At 48.9% G+C, this 20685-nt stretch carries 16 protein-coding genes; 10 read left to right on the top strand and 6 right to left on the bottom strand.

What is annotated here, in order from left to right:
• The first annotated feature begins 34 nt into the window (after positions 1 to 34).
• Positions 35 to 799 carry a YggS family pyridoxal phosphate-dependent enzyme gene (locus ACKI61_RS05965; protein WP_407456848.1) on the top strand — a complete coding sequence of 255 codons (765 nt, stop codon included), beginning with the start codon at positions 35 to 37 and terminating at the stop codon, positions 797 to 799.
• 12 nt (positions 800 to 811) lie between these two features.
• Here ACKI61_RS05965 and rsmA read toward each other — a convergent pair whose 3' ends face one another.
• Positions 812 to 1591, bottom strand: coding sequence for a 16S rRNA (adenine(1518)-N(6)/adenine(1519)-N(6))-dimethyltransferase RsmA (gene rsmA / locus ACKI61_RS05960; protein ID WP_407456847.1), 780 nt, complete (start codon positions 1589 to 1591; stop codon positions 812 to 814).
• Between the two features lie 71 nt (positions 1592 to 1662).
• Entirely contained in the window at positions 1663 to 2292 is a 630-nt protein-coding gene (gene tmk, locus ACKI61_RS05955) for a dTMP kinase (protein ID WP_407456846.1), read from the bottom strand.
• 96 nt (positions 2293 to 2388) lie between these two features.
• Here tmk and ACKI61_RS05950 point away from each other — a divergent pair, with 96 nt between their 5' ends.
• Positions 2389 to 3396, top strand: a complete 1008-nt coding sequence (locus tag ACKI61_RS05950) for a hypothetical protein (RefSeq protein ID WP_407456845.1) — start codon at positions 2389 to 2391, stop codon at positions 3394 to 3396.
• A gap of 113 nt (positions 3397 to 3509) precedes the next feature.
• On the opposite strand, the gene secA is transcribed toward ACKI61_RS05950, so the two are convergent.
• Positions 3510 to 6485: a preprotein translocase subunit SecA gene (gene secA / locus ACKI61_RS05945; protein WP_407456844.1), complete on the bottom strand. Its 2976-nt coding sequence runs from the start codon at positions 6483 to 6485 to the stop codon at positions 3510 to 3512.
• Positions 6486 to 6600: 115 nt separating this feature from the next.
• Positions 6601 to 7134, bottom strand: a complete 534-nt coding sequence (locus tag ACKI61_RS05940) for a low molecular weight protein-tyrosine-phosphatase (protein ID WP_407456843.1) — start codon at positions 7132 to 7134, stop codon at positions 6601 to 6603.
• Positions 7135 to 7199: 65 nt separating this feature from the next.
• Here ACKI61_RS05940 and ACKI61_RS05935 point away from each other — a divergent pair, with 65 nt between their 5' ends.
• From ACKI61_RS05935 to ACKI61_RS05920, 4 genes are all read left to right on the top strand, one after another.
• Positions 7200 to 8906: an FISUMP domain-containing protein gene (locus tag ACKI61_RS05935; protein WP_407456842.1), complete on the top strand. Its 1707-nt coding sequence runs from the start codon at positions 7200 to 7202 to the stop codon at positions 8904 to 8906.
• A 28-nt stretch (positions 8907 to 8934) separates the two neighbouring features.
• Entirely contained in the window at positions 8935 to 10680 is a 1746-nt protein-coding gene (locus tag ACKI61_RS05930; protein ID WP_407456841.1) for a 1-deoxy-D-xylulose-5-phosphate synthase, read from the top strand.
• 101 nt (positions 10681 to 10781) lie between these two features.
• Positions 10782 to 11135 carry a helix-turn-helix domain-containing protein gene (locus tag ACKI61_RS05925; RefSeq protein WP_407456840.1) on the top strand — a complete coding sequence of 118 codons (354 nt, stop codon included), beginning with the start codon at positions 10782 to 10784 and terminating at the stop codon, positions 11133 to 11135.
• Positions 11132 to 12421, top strand: a complete 1290-nt coding sequence (locus ACKI61_RS05920) for a type II toxin-antitoxin system HipA family toxin (protein WP_407456839.1) — start codon at positions 11132 to 11134, stop codon at positions 12419 to 12421. The genes ACKI61_RS05925 and ACKI61_RS05920 overlap by 4 nt, the downstream gene beginning before the upstream one ends.
• Positions 12422 to 12490: 69 nt before the next feature.
• On the opposite strand, the gene sfsA is transcribed toward ACKI61_RS05920, so the two are convergent.
• The gene (gene sfsA, locus ACKI61_RS05915) at positions 12491 to 13210 is read right to left on the bottom strand and encodes a DNA/RNA nuclease SfsA (protein WP_407456838.1); all 720 of its coding nucleotides are present in this window, start codon (positions 13208 to 13210) and stop codon (positions 12491 to 12493) included.
• Positions 13211 to 13467: 257 nt separating this feature from the next.
• Positions 13468 to 13749 (bottom strand): hypothetical protein, encoded by a 282-nt coding sequence (locus ACKI61_RS05910; RefSeq protein ID WP_298769264.1) that lies wholly within the window; start codon positions 13747 to 13749, stop codon positions 13468 to 13470.
• A 250-nt stretch (positions 13750 to 13999) separates the two neighbouring features.
• On the opposite strand from ACKI61_RS05910, the gene ACKI61_RS05905 reads away from it, so the two are divergent.
• From ACKI61_RS05905 to ACKI61_RS05890, 4 genes are read left to right on the top strand one after another with little or no spacing between them, the layout of a single operon-like run.
• Positions 14000 to 16582 (top strand): AAA domain-containing protein, encoded by a 2583-nt coding sequence (locus ACKI61_RS05905; RefSeq protein ID WP_407456837.1) that lies wholly within the window; start codon positions 14000 to 14002, stop codon positions 16580 to 16582.
• Between the two features lie 9 nt (positions 16583 to 16591).
• Positions 16592 to 17722: a hypothetical protein gene (locus ACKI61_RS05900; RefSeq protein WP_407456836.1), complete on the top strand. Its 1131-nt coding sequence runs from the start codon at positions 16592 to 16594 to the stop codon at positions 17720 to 17722.
• A 10-nt stretch (positions 17723 to 17732) separates the two neighbouring features.
• Positions 17733 to 19256 carry a phospholipase D-like domain-containing protein gene (locus ACKI61_RS05895; protein ID WP_407456835.1) on the top strand — a complete coding sequence of 508 codons (1524 nt, stop codon included), beginning with the start codon at positions 17733 to 17735 and terminating at the stop codon, positions 19254 to 19256.
• Entirely contained in the window at positions 19246 to 20685 is a 1440-nt protein-coding gene (locus tag ACKI61_RS05890; protein ID WP_407456834.1) for a sigma-54-dependent transcriptional regulator, read from the top strand. Before ACKI61_RS05895 ends, ACKI61_RS05890 begins: the two co-directional genes overlap by 11 nt.

The raw sequence follows: 20685 nt of genomic DNA, 5'->3' as shown, positions 1-20685 counted from the left end.
GGTATCTCCTTTTCTAGAGGAGGAAGAAGGATATATGGAATTCTCTCTTGACGAAATGCGTGAGCACCTGACAGCTCTTGAAGCCAGGATTAGCGAAGCCTGCAAGATTGCGGGTCGTAGCCGCGACTCGGTGAAGCTCGTGTGGGTGAGCAAGTTCCACCCGGCAGAAGCCGTGGAAAATGCGATTGCGCTTGGTGCAACCGACTTTGGCGAAAACCGCGTGCAGGAAGCTGAACTCAAGTTCTCTGAGCCACGTATGGCAAAAGACGGTAGCCGCGTTCGTTGCCACGTGATCGGTCCTGTACAAAGTAATAAGCTCAAGAAGGCGGCGATTGTGGCCGACTGCATCCATTCCATCGCGAGCATCGAAGCGGTGGAAAAGTTGGAGAAAGTCTGCGCTGCCCAAAACAAGTTGCTTGACATCCTCTTTCAGGTGAACGCCGGCGAAGAAGAGACCAAGAGTGGCTTGGATGTTCACGAAGCCGAGGCGTTCCTGAACGAGCTTGAGACAAAAGCGGGTGCCGCGGCTGCCGACGGCAAGAGCGCAAATTTCCCGCACTTGCGTTTCCGTGGCCTGATGACCATCGGCAAGAACACCGGCGTCGCCGAGGACAGCCGCGAATGCTTTGCATTCCTGCGCAACCTTCAGCAGAAATTCTTGGCGAAGGGTGGCGTGTTCGCGAACTTTGACCAGCTTTCAATGGGTATGACTGGCGACTTGGAAGTCGCCATCGAAGAAGGTTCCACGATGATTCGCGTGGGGACAGCGCTCTTCGGCGAACGCGACTATACAAAATAAGACTGCTCGCGCCTACCCGACGATTACCTTGTAGAATTCAAGGAATTGGGCAGGGGAAAGTTCTTCGGCGCGAACCGTTGTCGGATAATCCAGGAGCTCGATAGCTTCCTGGATTTTCTTTTTGTCGTAGGCGCGGCCGAACGAATTGGCAAGGGTTTTGCGCTTTTGGGTGAAGGCGGCGCGTACGAAGTCAAAGAATCCTTCGGGGGCCGCGAGCGCATCGGCCTTGGGCGTAAGGAGCATGGTGGCGCTATCCACATTGGGGCGCGGCGTAAAATGCTCGGGGCCAATCTTGCGGAGAATCTGCGTGTCAGCGTAGGCGGACACGAGCACGGATAGGCTTCCGTAATTGCTGCTGCAGGGGCTTGCACAGATGCGCTCGGCGACTTCGAGCTGCACCATTCCCATAAAGCCCTTGGTCAAGTGCAGTTTCGGCATGAGCCCTGCGATAATCGCAGTCGACACGTTGTAGGGCAAGTTTCCCGTGACCCACGGTTTTTCGTGGGCATCTAAAAACGCCTGCAAGTCAAACTTCAGAAAGTCGATGTTTTCGATGTGGAAATTTTCGCGGCCCTGGAATTTTTCTTGCAAAAATTCCACGCACTGCTCGTCGATTTCGACGGCAGTGAGTTGCACGGCGCGTTCGAGCAAGTGTTCCGTCAAGGCGCCGTGCCCAGGGCCGATTTCAAGCACCCAGTCGCCCGCATTCGCAGGCAAATCGCCCGCAATCATCTGCGCGGTAGGTACATCCAAAAAATTCTGGCCAAATTTACGGCGGCGGGCTCTATCCATACCGCCAAAGATAGAAATAAAAAGCCTGCAATTCAATTGCAGGCCTTTCAAGTTATACTTTAACGATTTTTCTAGAGTCTAGCCTTTACAAGCTTATACAAGTCGGCGAATACGGCATCGGGGCTGCGGTCGGCGTCAATGGCGGCAACACAGTCGCTGTAGTCACGGGCCGCGGCAAGGTACCCCTTGCGCACCCTCTCGAAAAATTCGGCCTTCTCGCTCTCCAGTCGATCGGGTGCCTCGCCCCGCTTCGCGGTGCGCGCGCGTCCCCTGGCCACATCAATGTCAAGCACCACAGTCAACTCCGGAAAGCAACCGTCGCAAGTGATCTCGGTCAGGCGCTGCACAAGATCAGCACCCAAGCCGCGGGCATAACCCTGGTAGGCAAAAGTGCTCCAGGCAAATCGATCGGCAATCACAATCTTCCCGGCATCAAGCGCAGGCTGAATAATTTCGGCAATCACCTGGGCGCGGGCGGCATTATACAACAAAAGCTCGGTCTTGTCGCTCATGATTCCCTTGAAACTCGTATCCAAAAGAATCTCGCGCACGCGTTCCGAAATCTTTGCGCCGCCCGGTTCGCGCAACTTCACCACGGAGTAGCCTTCCTTGGTGAGGGCGTCAATCAGCATATCGATCTGGGTCGTTTTGCCCGAACCGTCGATACCTTCTAAACTAAAAAAATGCTTAGCCGTTTTCATAGTAGATTCACAATTACTTTAAAAGGTAGAAAAAAATTATGGTACGCCAAGAAAATACTATCTTTACAACGCTTTTTGTAACGAATGGAGTTTTGTATGGCCTCTGAAAATGCGATTATTGAACGTGCCGAAATGTACCTGCGCAAGCTCTCTTGCGGAATCAACCCCCTGACAGACGAAATCCTGCCCGAAGGGGATTCCTGCAAACAGGAACGCATCAGCAAGTGCCTCGCCTACGTCGCATCGCTTTTGCAGCAGCAGCTGAACCACGACCAAGTGGCCCCCATGCCTACCGCCGAAAAGCAGCGCCCCGCCAAGAAAACCGCAAAGCCCACCATGCAAGATTTGGCCATCGACGCCGAAACCCTGAAGGGTTACCGCTTCTTTGATTACCCGGTTTCGATTTCCCGCGTGGTGCGCAATGTAAATGAACTCCTGCCCAAGAACATGAACCACCTGCTCTATGCCGACGTGGCAAACTTCCTGGTGCAAGAAGGCATTCTCGAAAGACAGTCCACAGAAAGCGGCACCGACGCCAACCTGCCCACTGCCAAGGGCGAAACCTACGGATTCGAAAAGGGCGAATCGGACCTGCGCGGCCACCACAACATTTATACGCAGTGCTGGCAACAGGCGCAACAGTTCATTCTCGACAACATTCAAAAGTGCGTCGACATTGCAAACGAACGCTTTGCCAAGCGCAAGGCCAATCAGGCTCAAGATTTTCAAGACGACCAGGAATACGCTCCGAAGCGCGTGCAAAGGGAAAAATTCCACCTGACCGCTGAACAGCTGGCCGATTACCCCACCGAAGACACGCCCGTGCCCGTCAGCGAAATCGCTCGCCGCCTGAACACCCTTGTAGGCGAAAACATGGAACGCATCTACTACAAAGTCATTCGCGACTGGTACGTGGAACAGGGCTACCTTGAATTCAAGACATCGCCCGAAGGCCGCAGCGCATTCCTGCCCACCGAAAAGGGCTCCATGGGCGGACTCTTCGTGGAATCGCGCACCGGCAAAGACGGCGAACTCTACGACGTGGTGATGTACGATTCAAAAGCCCAGAAGCTTTACCTGGACCACCTCGCAAGCGAAAACTAATACAACTCGCAAAATTTATCCCGGTGACAAACCGGGAATTTTTTTATACAAAAAAAGCCGTCGGTTAAGACGGCTTCTTTTTAAATTGCAGTGCGCTTGATGAGCGCGATGCCTTACTCCAGGTCCTTGCCGTGGCACTTCTTGTACTTGAGGCCAGAACCGCACCAGCACGGATCATTGCGGCCGAGCTTCGGAGCCTGCTGCTGAGCGCGGCGGCGTGCAGCGGCGAGCATAGCGGGGTTCACCTGACGGGTGCCCGGAAGTGCGGACTGCGGCATCGGCTGAGCCTGCTGTTCTTCAGAAATCGCATTCGTTTCAGAAGTAGCGGCGGTGCCTGCGAGGCCAGCGGGCTTTGCACCTTCAGCGCTCATCTGCTCGGCAGATTCGGCATTGGATTGCTTCGCCTCGGGAGCCTGCGCGGCCTGTTCAGTGGCAGGTGCTGCGGCGGCGTTGGCAGCCTGAGCTTTTTCGGCAGCCTTCTTTTCAGCTTCGATCTGTTCCTGGCTCTTGAGCTGCAACTGGTCAGGCGACACAGTCACACCGTTCGGGAGCGTAATGCGGATGTTCAAGATGCGGAGCGCGGTGAGCGTCGCGATCTTTTCCATGCAACCTTCGAACATCTTGTAGCCTTCGTTCTTGTAGACCATCAGCGGGTCCTTCTGGGCGTATCCGTGGAAGCGGATCGATTCCTTCAGCTGGTCCATGGCGTACAAGTGTTCCTTCCACACCTGGTCAATAGTCATCAGCAAGAAGCGGCGCTCAATCTGGCGGAAGTCCGTCTCCGGAATGATCTTCGTGAGCTTTTCGTAGCGGGCCTTGCACATGTCGATGATTTCGTCAAGCACCATTTCGGGAGTCTTGTTGATCGCATCTTCGAGTGTCAAGTTGTATTCCATGCCGAGGCTTCGCTGCAGGTCGGTGTGGAGCCCTTCGAGGTTCCAGGCTTCGGCGTAGCTCTTTGCCGGAATGTACTGAGACACCTTGATGTCGCAGGCGTCTTCGATGCGGTTCATGATTTCTTCGCTGATGTCTTCGCCGTTCAGAATGCGGCGGCGCAGCCCGTAAATCACCTTGCGCTGCTCGTTCATCACGTTATCGTAGTCGAGCAAGTGCTTACGGATATCGAAGCTCTGGCCTTCCACGCGGCGCTGCGCACCACGAATCGAGCGGCTAACAATCGGGTGGGTAATCACTTCGTCTTCGCCCACGCCAAAACGGGTCATCAGGTTCTTAACGCTGTCGCCACCGAAGATACGCATCAGGTTGTCATCGAGGCTAAGGAAGTACTGGCTGGAACCCGGGTCGCCCTGACGGCCGGAACGGCCGCGCAGCTGGTTGTCGATACGGCGGGATTCGTGGCGTTCGGTGCCAAGCACGTGCAAACCGCCAAGCTCGGTAACTCCCGGGCCAAGGGCGATGTCGGTACCACGACCGGCCATGTTGGTGGCGATCGTCACCTTGTCCTTGTAGCCGGCGTACTGGATGATTTCAGCTTCGCGGCCATGGTTCTTGGCGTTCAAGACTTCGTGCGGAATGCCTTCCTTTTCCAAAAGGCCATGCAAGTGTTCGGACTTTTCAATAGAGGCCGTACCAACGAGGAGCGGCTGGCCCTTGCTGTGGCGTTCCTTGATTTCGGCCACAATGGCGCGCCACTTGGCATCTTCGCTCTTGTACACCATGTCCTGCAGGTCCTTACGGATGCAAGGCTTGTTGGTCGGAATCACCCAGGTGTTCATGTTGTAGATCTTGATGAATTCCGTGGCTTCGGTTTCGGCGGTACCCGTCATACCCGAAAGCTTCTTGTACATGCGGAAGTAGTTCTGGAACGTAATCGTTGCAAGCGTCTGGTTTTCGCGACGGATCTGCACGCCTTCTTTGGCTTCGATGGCCTGGTGCATACCGTTGCTGTAACGGCGGCCTTCCATGAGACGGCCCGTGTTTTCGTCGACGATGATGATTTCGGTGTCGCGGACGATGTAGTCCACGTCCTTTTCGTAAAGGTACCAGGCCTTAAGGGCGTTATCCAAGAAGTGCACCCAGTCGGCATGTTCGCCGTACAGGTTCGTAATGTGCATGAGTTCCTGAATGTGGTTCACACCCTTTTCGGTGAGCTGAATGTTCTTGTCCTTTTCGTCGACCGAGAAGTCCTTGTTCTTGATGAGCTGCTTCGCAATCTCGTTTGCCTTGGCGTACTTTACGGTAGCGTCTTCGGCGGGGCCGCTGATGATGAGCGGGGTACGGGCTTCGTCGATCAAGATGGAGTCCACTTCATCGACGATACAGAAGTTCAGTTCGCGCTGCACGAGGTGTGCAGGTTCCACGGCCATGTTGTCGCGCAGGTAGTCGAAGCCGAATTCGTTGTTGGTGCCGTAGGTCACGTCGCTGTTGTAGCTTATGCGGCGTTCTTCGGGGTTCAGGCCGTTCACGATGAGGCCCACCGTGAGTCCGAGGAACTTGTAGACCATACCCATCTGCTTGGCGTCACGGCCGGCGAGGTAGTCGTTCACGGTCACCACGTGCACACCGTGGCCGCTAAGACCGTTCAAGTAAACCGGCAGGGCGGCGGCAAGGGTCTTACCTTCACCGGTAGCCATTTCGGCGATGGCGCCTTCGTGGAGCACCAAGCCACCGATCATCTGCACGTCGAAAGGCATCATGCGGAACGGCTTCACCGATTCGGGGTAGAGTTCGCGGACCTTCGCGTACACGGAGGCGGGCAGGTAGACTTCCCATTCGTTCTTGCCGGCGGCCAGTTCGGCCTTCGCGGCGTTCACCGATTCCTGGAGTTCAGGGCCCAGGCGGCTAAAGTCAAAGTTGAACTCCGGCTTGAAAATGTTGAAGATGCCCAGGCGGCGGTCGCAGGCTTCCTGGCACACGGCGAACGCTTCGACCTTGATATCTTCGAGGGTAGCGCCATTCTTGAGCTTTTCGCGGAATTCCGCACTCTTTGCGGCCAGGGCTGCATCGTCCAGGGCTTCAAGCGCCTGTCTTGCGGCATGGATCTGCGCAATGACCGGGCGCAGCTGCTTCACTTTGCGTTCGTGAGGGGTACCAAAGATCTTGTGAAGAACGGTATCGACTATGCTCATCTTTTTCCTTTTTACGGCCGAGGGCACCGCCCGCGGACTCTGATTATTAAAAAATACGGGGATAATTTAGCAAATTGCGTGCCAAGTCTAAATTGTTTCGTCTTGAAACAAGGGCCTATTGCCGAGTCAACCGCAAAATCTGGGCGAGCATCGCCCTACAGCCCTCGTTCACATCGTCCCAGGTGGCCTGAAAATCGCCTGTATACCAAGGGTCCGCCACATCGCGGCTTTCGTGTACCCAGTCCATCAGGAGCGAGACCTTGCGGTTTTCGCTTGAAGCGGCTGTTTCACAGGCGTACACGTCGGCCGGTAAAATCCAGCGGAGGTTGCGCAAATTGTTACGGTCCATGAGCACGATGTAATCGTAATACTCGTAATCGCGCACCGTCATCTGGCGCGCCGTTTTCCCGGAACAATCGATGCCGTGCATGGCGAGCATGCGGCGCGCGGGCGGGTAAACCGGGTTCCCGATTTCTTCGGTGCTCGTCGCGGCGCTTGCGATTTCGAATTCTATATCTTTCAACTGGGACTGCGCTGCCCCCTGTTGTAGTTCAGCGGGCAAATCCCGTACAAGCTTTTTCATGACGAACTCTGCCATGGGGCTCCGGCAAATGTTTCCGTGGCAAACGAACAGGATCCTGATTTTCATGTTTGGAAATATAGTAACTAATTTTTTATATTAGGTCATGAAAAATAGGGGAACAAGGGAACCGTATGTTCAGTTTTAACAAAGTAATTTCTGCAGCCAGTGTTCTTGCGATGGCATTTCTTTCAGCTTGCGGCGGCGATTCTTCGAGCAGCAGCGAGGAAGAGTCCGTCTACAATACCGACGCCTGCGCCGAGACCTACAAGGTTGAAGGCGACTTGTGGTCCAAGGACTTGTCCGACAAGAGCTACCTTAAAAAGCAGGTCTGCGACCGCGCCGTGTCGTACATCAACGGCTACAACAACGATGTCGTCTGTGTTTCTGTGGATTACGATTCGTGGAATGAACGCTATAACATAACCCTTTACGATAAGAACGAATCGATGGAACAGCACATCTGGGCGAATGTGTGGAACTGCAATTTTAAACTGGGAACGGAGTCTGCCTACTACGCGATAATCACGGACATGGGTTATTGGCAAATCGACGGCTGCCTCTGCAAAATGGTTTATGACGCTCCGTTCTATCGGAATGCAGAAGATGATGTCGTTGTGGGCGAGAAGCGTTCTTCGAGCTCTGCCGGAAATGGTTCCGGTTCAGACGCCTCCTCCAGCTCGGATGAGCGCTATTCGTCTAGCAGTGGCCCCGAAAGTTCTTCGTCGAGTGCGAAAGCGGAGGGCTACAAGTTCGTCAAGTTCGGTTCGCAGGAATGGATGACGACGAACCTGAACGAGCCCGTCGAAGGAAGCCGGTGCTATGAGAACGAATCCAAAAACTGCGAAAAGTACGGCAGGCTCTACTCCTGGGCTGATGCGATGAAGGTTGGCGTAGATTATAACAGGAACGAACTGGGAAAAATTGAGTTGCCACATCAGGGAATTTGCCCCGACGGTTCGCACATTCCAAGTCATGACGAATGGATGCAGCTGTTCTCCTACCTGGGAAAGCATTCCAAGGAAAGGGAAGATTTCGCAAACCAGATCGGCGGCTTCTATGACTACCGCGGAGAATACAAGAACGAATCCTACGAGTCGCTGTATTGGAGTTCCACGGAATACGATGTCACGGGAACCAGTTACGGGTTTGAGTTTGCCTGGCTCGTGGCCGTCCGCAGCGACCTTTCTTTCGACAAGGACAATTCGCACAAGATTACCGGCGCATATGTCCGCTGCGTCAAGGACGGGGCCTTGGACGAACCGTCTTCTTCGAGCACCGAGACGGTCGAATCTTCGAATTCGGTGTATAATCCCGATGTGGAAAGCGTGAGAATAGGAATGCAGGTGTGGAGTACGCATAACCTGGATACTCCTGTCGAAGGAAGCATGTGCTACGATGACAAGGCGGAAAACTGCGAAAAGTACGGGCGCCTTTATACTTGGGCCATGGCGATGGGTGCTAAGACGGAATTTGACGGCAAGCAACTGGGAGATGTCGTGACTCCCTACCGCGGCATTTGCCCGAGCGGCTGGCACCTGCCTAGTGATAAGGAATGGAAGGAACTGTACGAGTTCCTTCAGGATTATCCGGACTACCAGGCGTATTTCACAAATCGGACAGGCGGGGCTTTTGATTACAAGGGCTACTACAGGAGCGAAGGCTACGAGGCGCTCTACTGGAGTTCCACGGAATACGATGTCTCGGGTACGGCCTACGAGTATGAGTTTGCCTATGTGTGGTCGTATCGTGCCGATGGCTCGGTCGGGACTGACAATGCGCACAAGATAACCGGCGCTTATGTCCGCTGCATCGAAGACGAAGTCGTCGACGTGAATTAATTTTAAACCACCAGAAAGGCGGTATTATATGCTGATAGAAAAGATTGCATCCCCTGCCGATGTGAAGAAGATGGACACGGAAAGCCTGAAGGCGCTCGCGGCAGAAATTCGCACGGCGCTTTTGAACAAGATTTCCAAGTGCGGCGGGCACTTGGCGCCGAACCTCGGATTCGTGGAGCCGACCATCGCGCTGCACTATGTATTTGAATCGCCCAAGGACAAGATTGTCTACGACGTTAGCCATCAGAGCTACACGCACAAGATTTTGACGGGCCGCGCCGAAGCGTTCCTGAATCCGGAAAAGTACTGGAGCGTCACGGGATATACCGAACCCTGCGAAAGTGAACACGACCATTTTATGATTGGCCACACCTCGACTTCCGTGAGCCTTGCACTCGGGCTTGCAACCGCCCGCGATATCAAGGGCGAAAAAGGCAACGTGATTGCTGTCATCGGTGACGGTTCCTTGAGCGGAGGCGAGGCGTTCGAAGGCCTCAACAACGCCGGCGAATACGCCACCAACTTTATCGTGGTGGTAAACGACAACGAAATGTCCATCGCCGAAAACCACGGCGGCCTTTACGGGAGCCTCGCAGAACTCCGAGCCACGCAGGGCAAGAGCGAAAACAATTACTTCAAGAGCCTCGGATTTGACTACCTGTATGTAGAACAAGGTAACGACATCGAATCGCTCATCGCCGCATTCAAGCAGGTGAAGGATTCCACAAAGCCCGTGGTCGTTCACATCCACACGCTCAAGGGCAAGGGCTACAGCTACGCCGAAAACGCAAAGGAAGGTTTCCACTGGGCCGCCCCCTTTGACATTCCCACCGGCGTCGTGAACTGGGGCAACGGAGAATCGTACGGCAACATTCTCGGCGAATACCTGATGAAGAAAATCAAGGCAGACCCGAAGGTGGTCGTAATCCATTCCGCGGTTCCTGCAGGTATCGGATTCTTTGCCGACCGCCGCAAAGAAGCGGGCAAGCAATTCATTGACGTGGGCATCGCCGAAGAGCACGCCGTCGCACTCGCCTCCGGACTCGCGAAGGGCGGCGCAAAGCCCGTGTACAGCACGCACAGCACGTTTATCCAGCGCACCTACGACCAACTTTCGCAGGATTTGTGCGCGAACAACAACCCTGCCACACTGCTCATTACCATGTCCGGCGCCGATGGCATGAACGACACCACGCACCTCTGCATTTTCGACATCGCGATGATGAGCAACATCCCGAACCTGGTGTATCTTTGCCCCACCTGCGTAGAAGAGGCCATCGCCATGATGGATTACGCGATTGACCAGACAGAACACCCCATGGCCATCCGCATCCCGAACGGAGTCGCGCATAGGAATGTTGCTTTCGATAAGGATTACTCCAAGCTCAACACATTCAAGGTTGACAAGCGCGGAAGCAAGGTGGTGCTCATCGGTCTCGGCAGTTACTACGCCCTCGCTGAAAGTGCCGCCGCGGAACTCGCAAAATCAGGAATCGACGCGACCATCATCAACCCGCGATTTGCCACGGGCATCGACGAAGCTACGCTCACGGGATTATGCACCGACCATCAAGTGGTCGTGACACTCGAAAACGGCGTAGTCGATGGCGGCTTCGGCGAAAAGATTGCCCGCTTCTACGGCAACAGCGACATGCGCGTTCTCGTGAAAGGCCTCAAGAAGGAATTCTACGACAAGGTGCCTTACGGCGAGCTCATGGAAAGGAACCGTCTCACGCCCAAGCAGATTGTGGAAGATATTTTAAATAGACCCTAAATTGGGTTTTAAAACTACAATTTCTGAATTAAAAACCCATTATAGGGTTGTTTTATAGACAGAAATTTAGTATATTTAAGATAGATATCCAGGAGGTCGACATGTACAGGGCAACACCGCTTACAGAACAAACCGCTCTCAAGGAGCTTGGTGAACGCATCCGTGCGCACCGCATTGCCCTGGACCTTTCGCGCGAAACCCTCGCCGAAAAGGCGGGCATAGGCAAGAATACATTAGTGCGACTCGAAATGGGCCAGAGCGTAAGCCTCTCGCACCTTGTCAAGGTACTGTTGCAATTTGGATTTGCAGAATCGCTTGTCGACACCGTTCCCGATTACAGCCGTAGCCCCATGATGCTCCTCCGCGAATCGCAAAAACTGCCCCAGCGCAAACGTGCCGGTCGCAAGAAGAAGGCTGCCGCCAATGCGCCCTGGGTATGGGGAGAGGACAAATGACCTCCGTCGAGGTTAAGCTCTGGGGAACGACTGTCGGGGCGCTCTACCAAAAAGAGGGCGACGAATTCGCTTCGTTCGAATACGCTCCGGACTTCGTCCGCAGTGGCATAGAACCCGCGCCGGTCGCCATGCCCGTACGCAGCGGCGCCATTTACCGTTTTCCGGACCTTTCTCCCGCCACCTTCCATAGGCTGCCGGGGCTTTTCGCCGATTCCGTTCCCGACAAGTTCGGCAACAAGATTATCGACCAATGGCTTGTCCAGAACGGCAGGGACCCTAAAAGCTTTACCGCGCTCGAACGGCTCTGCTACACCGGCTCGCGCGGCATGGGCGCACTTGAGTTTTACCCCGTCGTCGGTCCCGACCCCGTCAAGAGCGAACCGCTCGAAATTGAAAGGCTCCGCACCCTTGCGGCAAACATCTTGGACCAACGCAAAAAAGTAAAGGTCAGGCTCCGCGAGAAAGACGCATTCGAACAGATTGTCCGTGTCGGGACATCTGCCGGAGGCGCCCGCGCAAAGGTTCTCATCGCTTATGACGATTCTACAGGAACCGTGCTCTCGGGGCAAGTCCGCGCCCCCGAAGGATACGGCTACTGGCTCCTGAAATTCGACGACATCGAGAACAATCGCGACAAGGAAAACGCCGACCCGGCAGGTTTCGGGGCGCTTGAATACACCTACAGCCAAATCGCGAAGGAAGCCGGAATCCAGATGACGGAATGCCGCCTGCTGGAAGACGGCGATCATAGACACTTCATGACGCGCCGCTTCGATCGCGCCGAAAACGGCGGCAAACTGCACTACCAGTCGCTCACGGCCATCGCGCACTACGACTTCAACATTGCAGGGGCGTACAGCTACGAGCAGGCTTTCGCCATCGCAAGGCAAATCGGGCTCACTACTGCCGACATCGAACAGATGTACCGCAGGGCCGCATTCAACATTTGTGCGAGAAACCAGGACGACCATACGAAAAACATCGGCTTCTTGATGAACAAGCGCGGCAACTGGTCGCTCGCCCCCGCCTTCGACGTCACCTACGCCTACAACCCCGCCGGCCGCTGGACCGGAACGCACCAGATGACCTTCAACGGCAAACGCGAAAAATTCACCCTCGAAGACTTCAAGGCGGCGGCAAAAAGTGCCGGCCTCGTGCAAGGGCGCTACAAGCGAATCCTCGAGCAAGTGCAAGACGCTCTCGCAGGCTTCAAGAAACGCGCCAAGGCAAACGACGTCCCCAAGAAACTTGTTCAGGAAGTTGCGAAGAATTTGATTAAATTTTAAAGACCCTAAATTAGGTCTTTAAAGTATATTTTTGAAAATAAAATCCTAAATTTGGGTTATATCTAGACTTCACAAAATCAGTGTAACAGGCTTGTCAGCTACGAGACTGTCCGGTGCAACCTTGCAGTCAATCACAAAAATTTCCACACCCGCCTTCCGGGCGTTTCGAAGCGCCTTGCCGAATTCAGGATGGATATTGTCGTCGGGGCCAAAACGCTTGCATCCCTTCATTTGAATGAGAAACAGGACGCCGCATTCGTAGGAAGTGCCGTCTTCGGCGGTCACACGTTCCGATTTTATGCGGGTTAATTCCGTCAGGTGCTTAATTCCTCTTTCTGTAGGGGCGTCAGGAAAGGTGGCGAAACCATCGTGCTCCAGGGTGACGCCCTTCACTTCTAAAAGCATCTTGCGGCCCGCGAATTCGATGTAGAAATCGAACCGAGAGTTCCCGAAGGTGTATTCAGGGCGAACTAGTTGCAATTTTGGGAAACGCCGCTTGTTTGCTCTAATCCATTCTGCCGCCACCTTGTTGGGGGCCTGGCTGTCCATGTTTACGAGAACCGTGCCTCTAGGCGTAACCTTCTCCACCGCAATCAGGTCGTAAGGAGTCTTGCGGGCAGGATTCGTGGACTGTTCTAGGTAAACGACCGTACCGGGTAACAAAAGTTCCCGGCACCGGCCTGTATTTTTCACATGAACCACGGTCTTTTGCCCCTCGATGTTCACATGGGCTATAAAGCGGTTTGGCCGAGAAACGAATGTTGCCTTTACAATTTTTCCGTACTGCATTGCTTTTAGGGAATATACATCTTTTTCAGGGACATTAGGCAAATTTAGACATTCGTCCGAGTAAAAATGTAATAAAGTAAGAACTCCCCGAGCGCTGGGCCGGGGAGTGGGTTTACTTGGTCGGTGGGGCTACTTGCCCCTAGGCGGATTTCCGCCACGACCGCCACCAGACTTGCCTCCTGTAGTAGAAGGCCATCCAGCTCCATGAGGATTGACGGGCGGCTGTCCATTATGCTTAGACATAGGTATTACCTCCTTTATGCTGCTAAGGGTGAAGATTGCTGGGAAATAGATTCATTTCTAATCCAGCCGACTTGCGAGAAATACTGACGCAAATAGCGATAGTAATCCCGTCGAAAATTTTCAAAGGTTCTCGGATCGCTAGGGGTGCTCGGGACCACGATAGTTTTATTGGCATATTCCGCCACATGGCGAATAATGACGTGTTTACCGTGTCTAACGATTTCCCATTGACCAGAACGAAGAATGTTCTGAACGAAATCGCGGATGTTTTTGTCGCTGGATATGTACTGTTGCATTGCGTTATTCCTGTTTTGTTGAAGGTTGTGCAAATGCAATGCAAAAATGGTGCCATTCGTAAAAAGGGCTTTTTTTGATAAAAAAAGCATCCTTTTTTGGCAGACATTACCATAACAAGAAATAATTTTCTCTAATGCGAAATAAATTTCTTATATTAACAAACAAGGAGAGCTTTTTACACAAAAAAAACAATCGGCTATTTGGCATGTTTTTTGCAGGAAGGATTTCGCCCAACAATGGAGGCTTACCATGAGTTTAGTTAGCTACTTATCATTAAGCACGAATCCTGGAAAGATGGCGTTCGAAGCGCGCAAGACACTGAAGCCATACCGAGACTTCCTAAATCGGCAGATACAATGTATTGATAGATGCAATGTCGTCAAAAAGGCAGAGTGGACTCCGTTCACGGACGAAACGGAAAACACGAATAAAACTGACCCAGAAGGCTCCGATAACGAAATTGAGAAGGTCAAAAACAAAAGGACTTTATATAAGATTCGCCTCAACCCCATTAGCGAAAAAGATGATTTAGATATTTTCTTTACAGAAGAGAATATCAGCCAATTATACGCAATTGATCCTGTAGAAGACAACAATAAAATCAAATGGGATAGTTCCAAAGTATGCAAAAAAATTTTTGTTCTTAGTTATGACGAAGAAGAATACACATTAACCCTAGACGAGAAGCCTTCCAAAAAATGGATAGCGATTCGCCCCGACACATACCAGCTAAAAAAGCAACTGGAAGCGATTGACCGTCTTTACGAGAACCCAAACCCACGCTTATCTCCGATAACTCGACTATTGCTTGATAATAACGAATGGACAAATTTATGGAATGATGTTGAGCAGGAATACACCAAAGACTCCGTTGACTGGCAACTATTAGACAACGATTCCTTTGATGGTGTTGACGAACAGCGTCAATTTGTACTGAAAGTGCTCAATACTCCTGAATTCGCTTTTTTAGAAGGCCCTCCGGGATCAGGGAAAACACGTGCAATCTGTGAAACGATTCGATTACTTATTTCAGAAGGGAAAAGGGTTCTACTATGCGCTTCCACACATGTTGCCGTAGACAATGTTCTAGAACGGCTGATGGACGAGAAAAACGAATGGCGTAAACAAATTATCCCCGTAAGAATTGCGCGGAACGAAGACCGAATATCTTCGGATATCGCAAAAAAATACAGCTTAAGAAGATTTGTAAAAGAAGAAAAGAACCGAATAAGCAAGGAACTAAAAAATAAAGTTCGCAATAGCGCTCACAACGCAATGATTGAACTAGTGGAAAGCGAAAATGGTGCAGCAGATGGATTGATGCGTCTAATTCTTGATTCTGCCAATCTCGTTTGCGGAACAACCATAGGGATCCTGCAACACCCTGATATTAAGGACTCATCCGATTTAATGGCTCCGTTCGACTATCTAATTATAGATGAAGCCTCTAAAACTACATTTCAGGAATTCCTCGTTCCTGCGATGTGGGCAAAACACTGGATCCTTGTCGGAGACGTGAATCAGCTTTCGCCCTATGTAGACGATGCAGAACTTTCTAATAATTTGCAGTATTATTGTGCCGACGAAACTCTTAGAAACATTGCAAGCGATATTTTTCATATTAAAACTAAGAGCAAAAATGAACACCACGGGGTTCTTGTCGAGTGTAATGATAAAACAACAAAAGAACTTTATATAAAGCACTGCACTCAAATTCATGCTACCTACATTGATTTAGATCGCAGCAATAGATTTGATGGAAATGAAAATGCAATCTATTTAGGCAAGGCAAAAAAAATCAATACCGCATGTAAATGGATTCGCCAACAGAAAACAGGAAGATACCTTATTCGACAAGAAGGGCAGTCGGCATACAAACTAATAGAAGGTAAAAAAAGACAGGATTCTTCTTCCTGGGAAGCGGATTTGTCATGGCGCATAGCGACTAGTTATGACCTTCGCAAAAGTGAACAGTCAAAAAACAGGGAACGTCTAAATGACGAAATAAATCAATTATGCGATTTAATGCAAAAAATTTCTGGCAATGATATCAGACCGCAAATAGAACGATTACGCCATGTCGCCTTACCGTCGATTCTTGAACTATTGAAGGATGGATTCAACGGAGAACATGAAATTCAAAGCGCCATAACCAACGGATTACCAGAAGACGTGTATAAAGCAAGAGCTCAGCGCATAAGTTTTCAGCATAGGATGCATCCAGAAATTGCGGAACTGTCCAAAAAGTATATCTATAATAACGAAGCCTTAAATTCATCGGCAAAAATGGCAAGTTCTCGTTCCACATTCTGGCCATGTTCAAGGCACATCCTCTGGACTGGCAGCATGAAAAGTCATGCGGTACTGGAAGACGAAAAACAAAAAAACGCAAACTCTCACGAATGCCATGTGATTATGAAGAAAATGGAGGAGTTTGTTGAATGGGCAAAAAAGAATCCTAATCCCGAAGTAAAATCCAATGGGATTTGGGAAGTGGCAATCCTTTCCTTTTATCAAGGACAGGAACGAATACTATGGAAGGCTTTTGCCCCAAAACGCAAGCAATGGGAAAAAATAATCCGTTTAAACGTGTGTACAATCGATAGATTCCAGGGACACGAGGCTGACTTAGTCTTCATTTCGTTTGTTAAATCCTACCCTACTAGTTTTCTATTGTCGCAAAACCGCTTGAATGTTGCCTTAACACGAGCCAAGTACCAGTGTTTTCTTGTTGGCAATCGAGAAGCCTTGCACCACTCGTTGGAAAAAGATCGGCAGAACGAATTCCTTTACCATATCACAGATGAAATTGACTACGAGAAAACTGTATAGGGGTATATTATGAAAAACGACTTGATATTAAATAAATACTTGAAACGGCATACCCATATAGTTAAAGCGACTATTGCGACGCGTAAGCCATGTAGGTTTCCCAAGCCTTTATTACACCTATTGCAGGAGAAAGGTGTTCTCACGCCGAATGCGGTCGCTTCAGAACTTTTGTGTACCCCCCATTTAACTAAGGTTGCCCAATCATGGATTAACGCCGTTTTCTCACTGGGGCTCATTTCTCGAGATGACGACGGAGAGATGTTGATAACAGAAGAAGGCAAGAAGTATCTTGAAAATGGCAAGGCATTCGTTCCCGAAGAAGGCGAATGGATGATAACATTTTGCGATGCAGATTGTCGCATCGAAAATCGTATCCTTGATATAAGAAAGTTTAATTCAACCAAGATGAAGATTGATCAACGAAAAGAATTGGATAACTGTATACAACGGAGTAGCCGATCTCTTTATTTAAAAAAAATATACGATACCGATATAAGTTCTATGTTAGAATCTGAAAATATTGTAAAAACACTTAATGGTAAAGAATATCGAATTATTGATATAAATACAGAAGAAAGTCCATGGATTTCCTCAGAAGAGGACTTTTGTATCCAATGGAATGTTTCAAAAAAGAGTGTTTCCTATAACTATGAAAATCACGAATATCCCATAGAAACTTTACCCAGTTGGGCGAAAGAGACAAAAGAGGAGATTATCTCTCAAGCTGTAACAAATAAATTAAGTCTATTAAATTTAGACGTAAGTTTTAATAAAAACGGGAAACTTGAAATTCCATTCTTAGACTCTCTTTCAGACGAAACCAAACGAAATCTGGCAATCAAATGCCCAATAAGTAAAACAAGCGTAGGGAATTGGGATGAAACATCCATTCCTGTTGAAATCATGCCGATGACAAAGTTTGATGCAGACGAATGGTTCCGTTGGCTGTTTATAGATGGAATAAACAAATATCTAACGAACAAGTATTTCAATGACTTAACAGAATCCATTTCCAAAAAAATAGACTGGCAACAAGATGAAATAGGAAAAGAAGAATTCTTGAAAGACATTTTAGAAAACTGCGAAGTAGTCAAAGAGAAAAAAATGCTTATACAGGCGACTCTAGACTGGAACCTTTAAGGAGGATTGAATGATTAAGACCAAAACAATTGACAATGCCTCAAAAACATTTAGCGGATGGAATCGCGAAAAACAAGATATGAGACTTAGCCACTTCAATACCGAGCATTTTGTATGTGCTTGTATTGATGAGGCAGAAGAAATGGTTTGTATAACAACCTTCCTTTTGGCGGACAGAAAAGTTGTTGATGCAGTAAAGAGTGCCGCAAATAGAGGTGCTCGAATTTATTTATTAATAGCCTCTGAAAATACGCTTGAAAAGAATTACGAATCGGAAGATGATTTTTCAAAAAAATGCATTAATTCACACATTATGTTATTGGATGAATTATCTGGGAAAATATTTATCCGTTCGGCACCATCTAACCATGCAAAATTTGTATTCATTGATCCATATACCAATAATGCTAAAGGCTATATTACTACCGGAAATTTCACTGATGAAGGTATTGGTGGAAGAAACGAAGAGATGCACTATGCTCTAGAAAAAAAAGAAGTAGATGTGCTCGCGAATTATTTCAAGCATGCTTTTTGGAATTGCGCGAAACATGAAATGCGTTCTAGGCAGTTCGTACCTGCAGAAAAAATGATGATTTCTGTAGATTTGCCTACAAAAACAACGCAATCTATTGTAACATCCTTAGATGGAAACAAATCTCTACATGATGCATGCTTGAGCATGGTAAAAAAGGCATCTAAATCACTCGTCGTTTCTGCATTTGGATTTGACAATCGCAACGATATCGTTCAGGAAATTGCCAAGAAGGCCAAAGAAGGCGTTAAAGTTATAGTTTTATCCCGAATACGTCCCAAAAATAACGAAGCCGTAGAAGTCTTGCATAAAGCGGGAGCGACTGTATATGGCTTCCGTTACTTGCATGCCAAATGCATCATCGCTGATGATTCTAAAGCAATAATGATGACTGCAAATTTTGAGGATGTTAGCTTCTACAAGAGTTTTGAAGTTGGAGCCTTGATAACAGAGAAGAAGATTATCAGCGCATATTCTGACATGCTGAATAACTGGATTGAAAATTCCGGATGGCAACTCCAATTAAACACGAAATTGGGAAATTTGAATGGCGAAGTCATTCAGTTGAAAGATTCAAATTTTGATAAGAAAAAAGAAATCGTAAACTCTATAACATTTGATTGCGGAATACACTCCCCATCTCTTGAACTTATCGGTAATTTTGAGCCAAAAGAAGAAATCAAAAAGCACGAACTTATACTTTCAGATGAAAAAATTTATGCCACAATCGTTTATTCATGGGAATGTGAGCCTCCTCGTCTAGAATATGGAAGTATGGAGATAAGAAAGAAACGGGATAAAGGATCCCCGATTAATCCTAATGAATTGCGGGGTTCCTTATTAAAAAGAATGCAACAAGCAGACACGGAATCCTATAATCCTAAAATATTCACGGAGCCCTCCGGAAGAATGGTTGTCGCTATCCAGGATGACTCTGAATTGGAAAAGGCCATTGAGCTAAAGAAGAAGATGAAATGCGAGGCTATTGTCTATGAAAAGTAATATGGTAACTCTATTAACATGGTCCTCTGAGAATCACGACCCAGAGGTCATAAAAAACGTTTTAAAAGACCTAAAAAAAGCAAAACATATCGTAAACAAGGTTTATTACCTTTACCAGTCATTTCAGAAAAATAAACTAGAAAAAATCAAACAGGAATACCCCTGTCTGGAACCGATCTGCATTGAACTAGACAAGCCGACTGACCACAAGAAAATTTACGATGAAATTCGCAATAATGTACTACCCATTGTCGTAAAGGAGCAGAATCTCTTTATCAATATTTCTCCCGGTACCCCAGCCATGCATGCAGTATGGCTCATCCTGTATGCAGCAGGGGAATTCCCATCTGGAACACGATTGATTTCGTCGCAATGGAATCCTAAAACAAAAGAAACTTTCTGTGATGATGTTGACTTTCCAATAACCACTTATTTAAGCAAACTTCGTGATTACGAAAAGGAAAATCCTAAAGAGGCTTTTTATAAACCGGAAAACGCAAAATCCGAGGCGAGAAAAAACGCCTTGGAGAAAATTCGTGTTTACGCTAGAGTGCAAGGCGTTCCCCTACTTTTACTTGGAGAACGGGGTATAGGCAAAAGTAGTGTTGTAGAATCACATATAGCAGCAATAAAGGAAAAAAGGGTTGTAACAGTTGCCTGCGGCACCTTGGATTCAACATTGGCAGAATCAGCAATGTTTGGTCACAAGAAGGGTTCTTTTACGGGCGCGATCAGCGACAAAACGGGATATCTGGAAGAGGCCAACGGCAAAATCCTTTTCTTAGACGAAATTCAAGATTTGCCTAAAAATGTCCAACGCAAACTACTCCGAACATTACAAGATAAGGATCACCGCTACCGCATTCTTGGCGATACAAAAGAAGCAAAGGCTAATATTGAACTTGTTTGTGCGTCTAACTTGACTGAAAAGGAACTTCGTCAAAAACTGGATCCTGATTTTTACGATCGAATCAGTTTTTATAAAGTCGCATTGCCCCCGCTGCGTGAATGCCGTGAAGATGTTTTTGACGACTGGAAAGAAGTTTGGAAGACGGTTCGACTGGACAGCTGTCCGATAGAAGCGCCAATGGATGATTTGTTGAAAAATTTTTTAACAACATCAGATTTACCAGGAAACTTCCGTTCTCTACAGACGATTGCATACCAGTTTATTGCATGGCAAGATAAAAAAACAACAAATGAGATATTACATAATATATCTTTTAACAATAATCCAATAACAGATTGTTTCAACATCGAAGACTTTGCCGAATTCCAAAACTTATCTTGGCAAGAGGCGACAAAGCATTTTCAGCATAAATTTGCGGAATACTCCTGCAATAAATGCGAAACGCAAGGAATTGCCGCGCAAAAACTCGGTTGCACAACAAAAACGCTACAGAACGCACTAAAAGAGATAAAAAAATAG

Origin of the sequence: Fibrobacter sp. (assembly GCF_045601785.1) — a bacterium.
Taxonomy (GTDB): Bacteria; Fibrobacterota; Fibrobacteria; order Fibrobacterales; family Fibrobacteraceae; genus Fibrobacter.
Note: the sequence above shows the minus strand (reverse complement) of the source record. Positions and strands in the feature narration are given on the sequence as shown.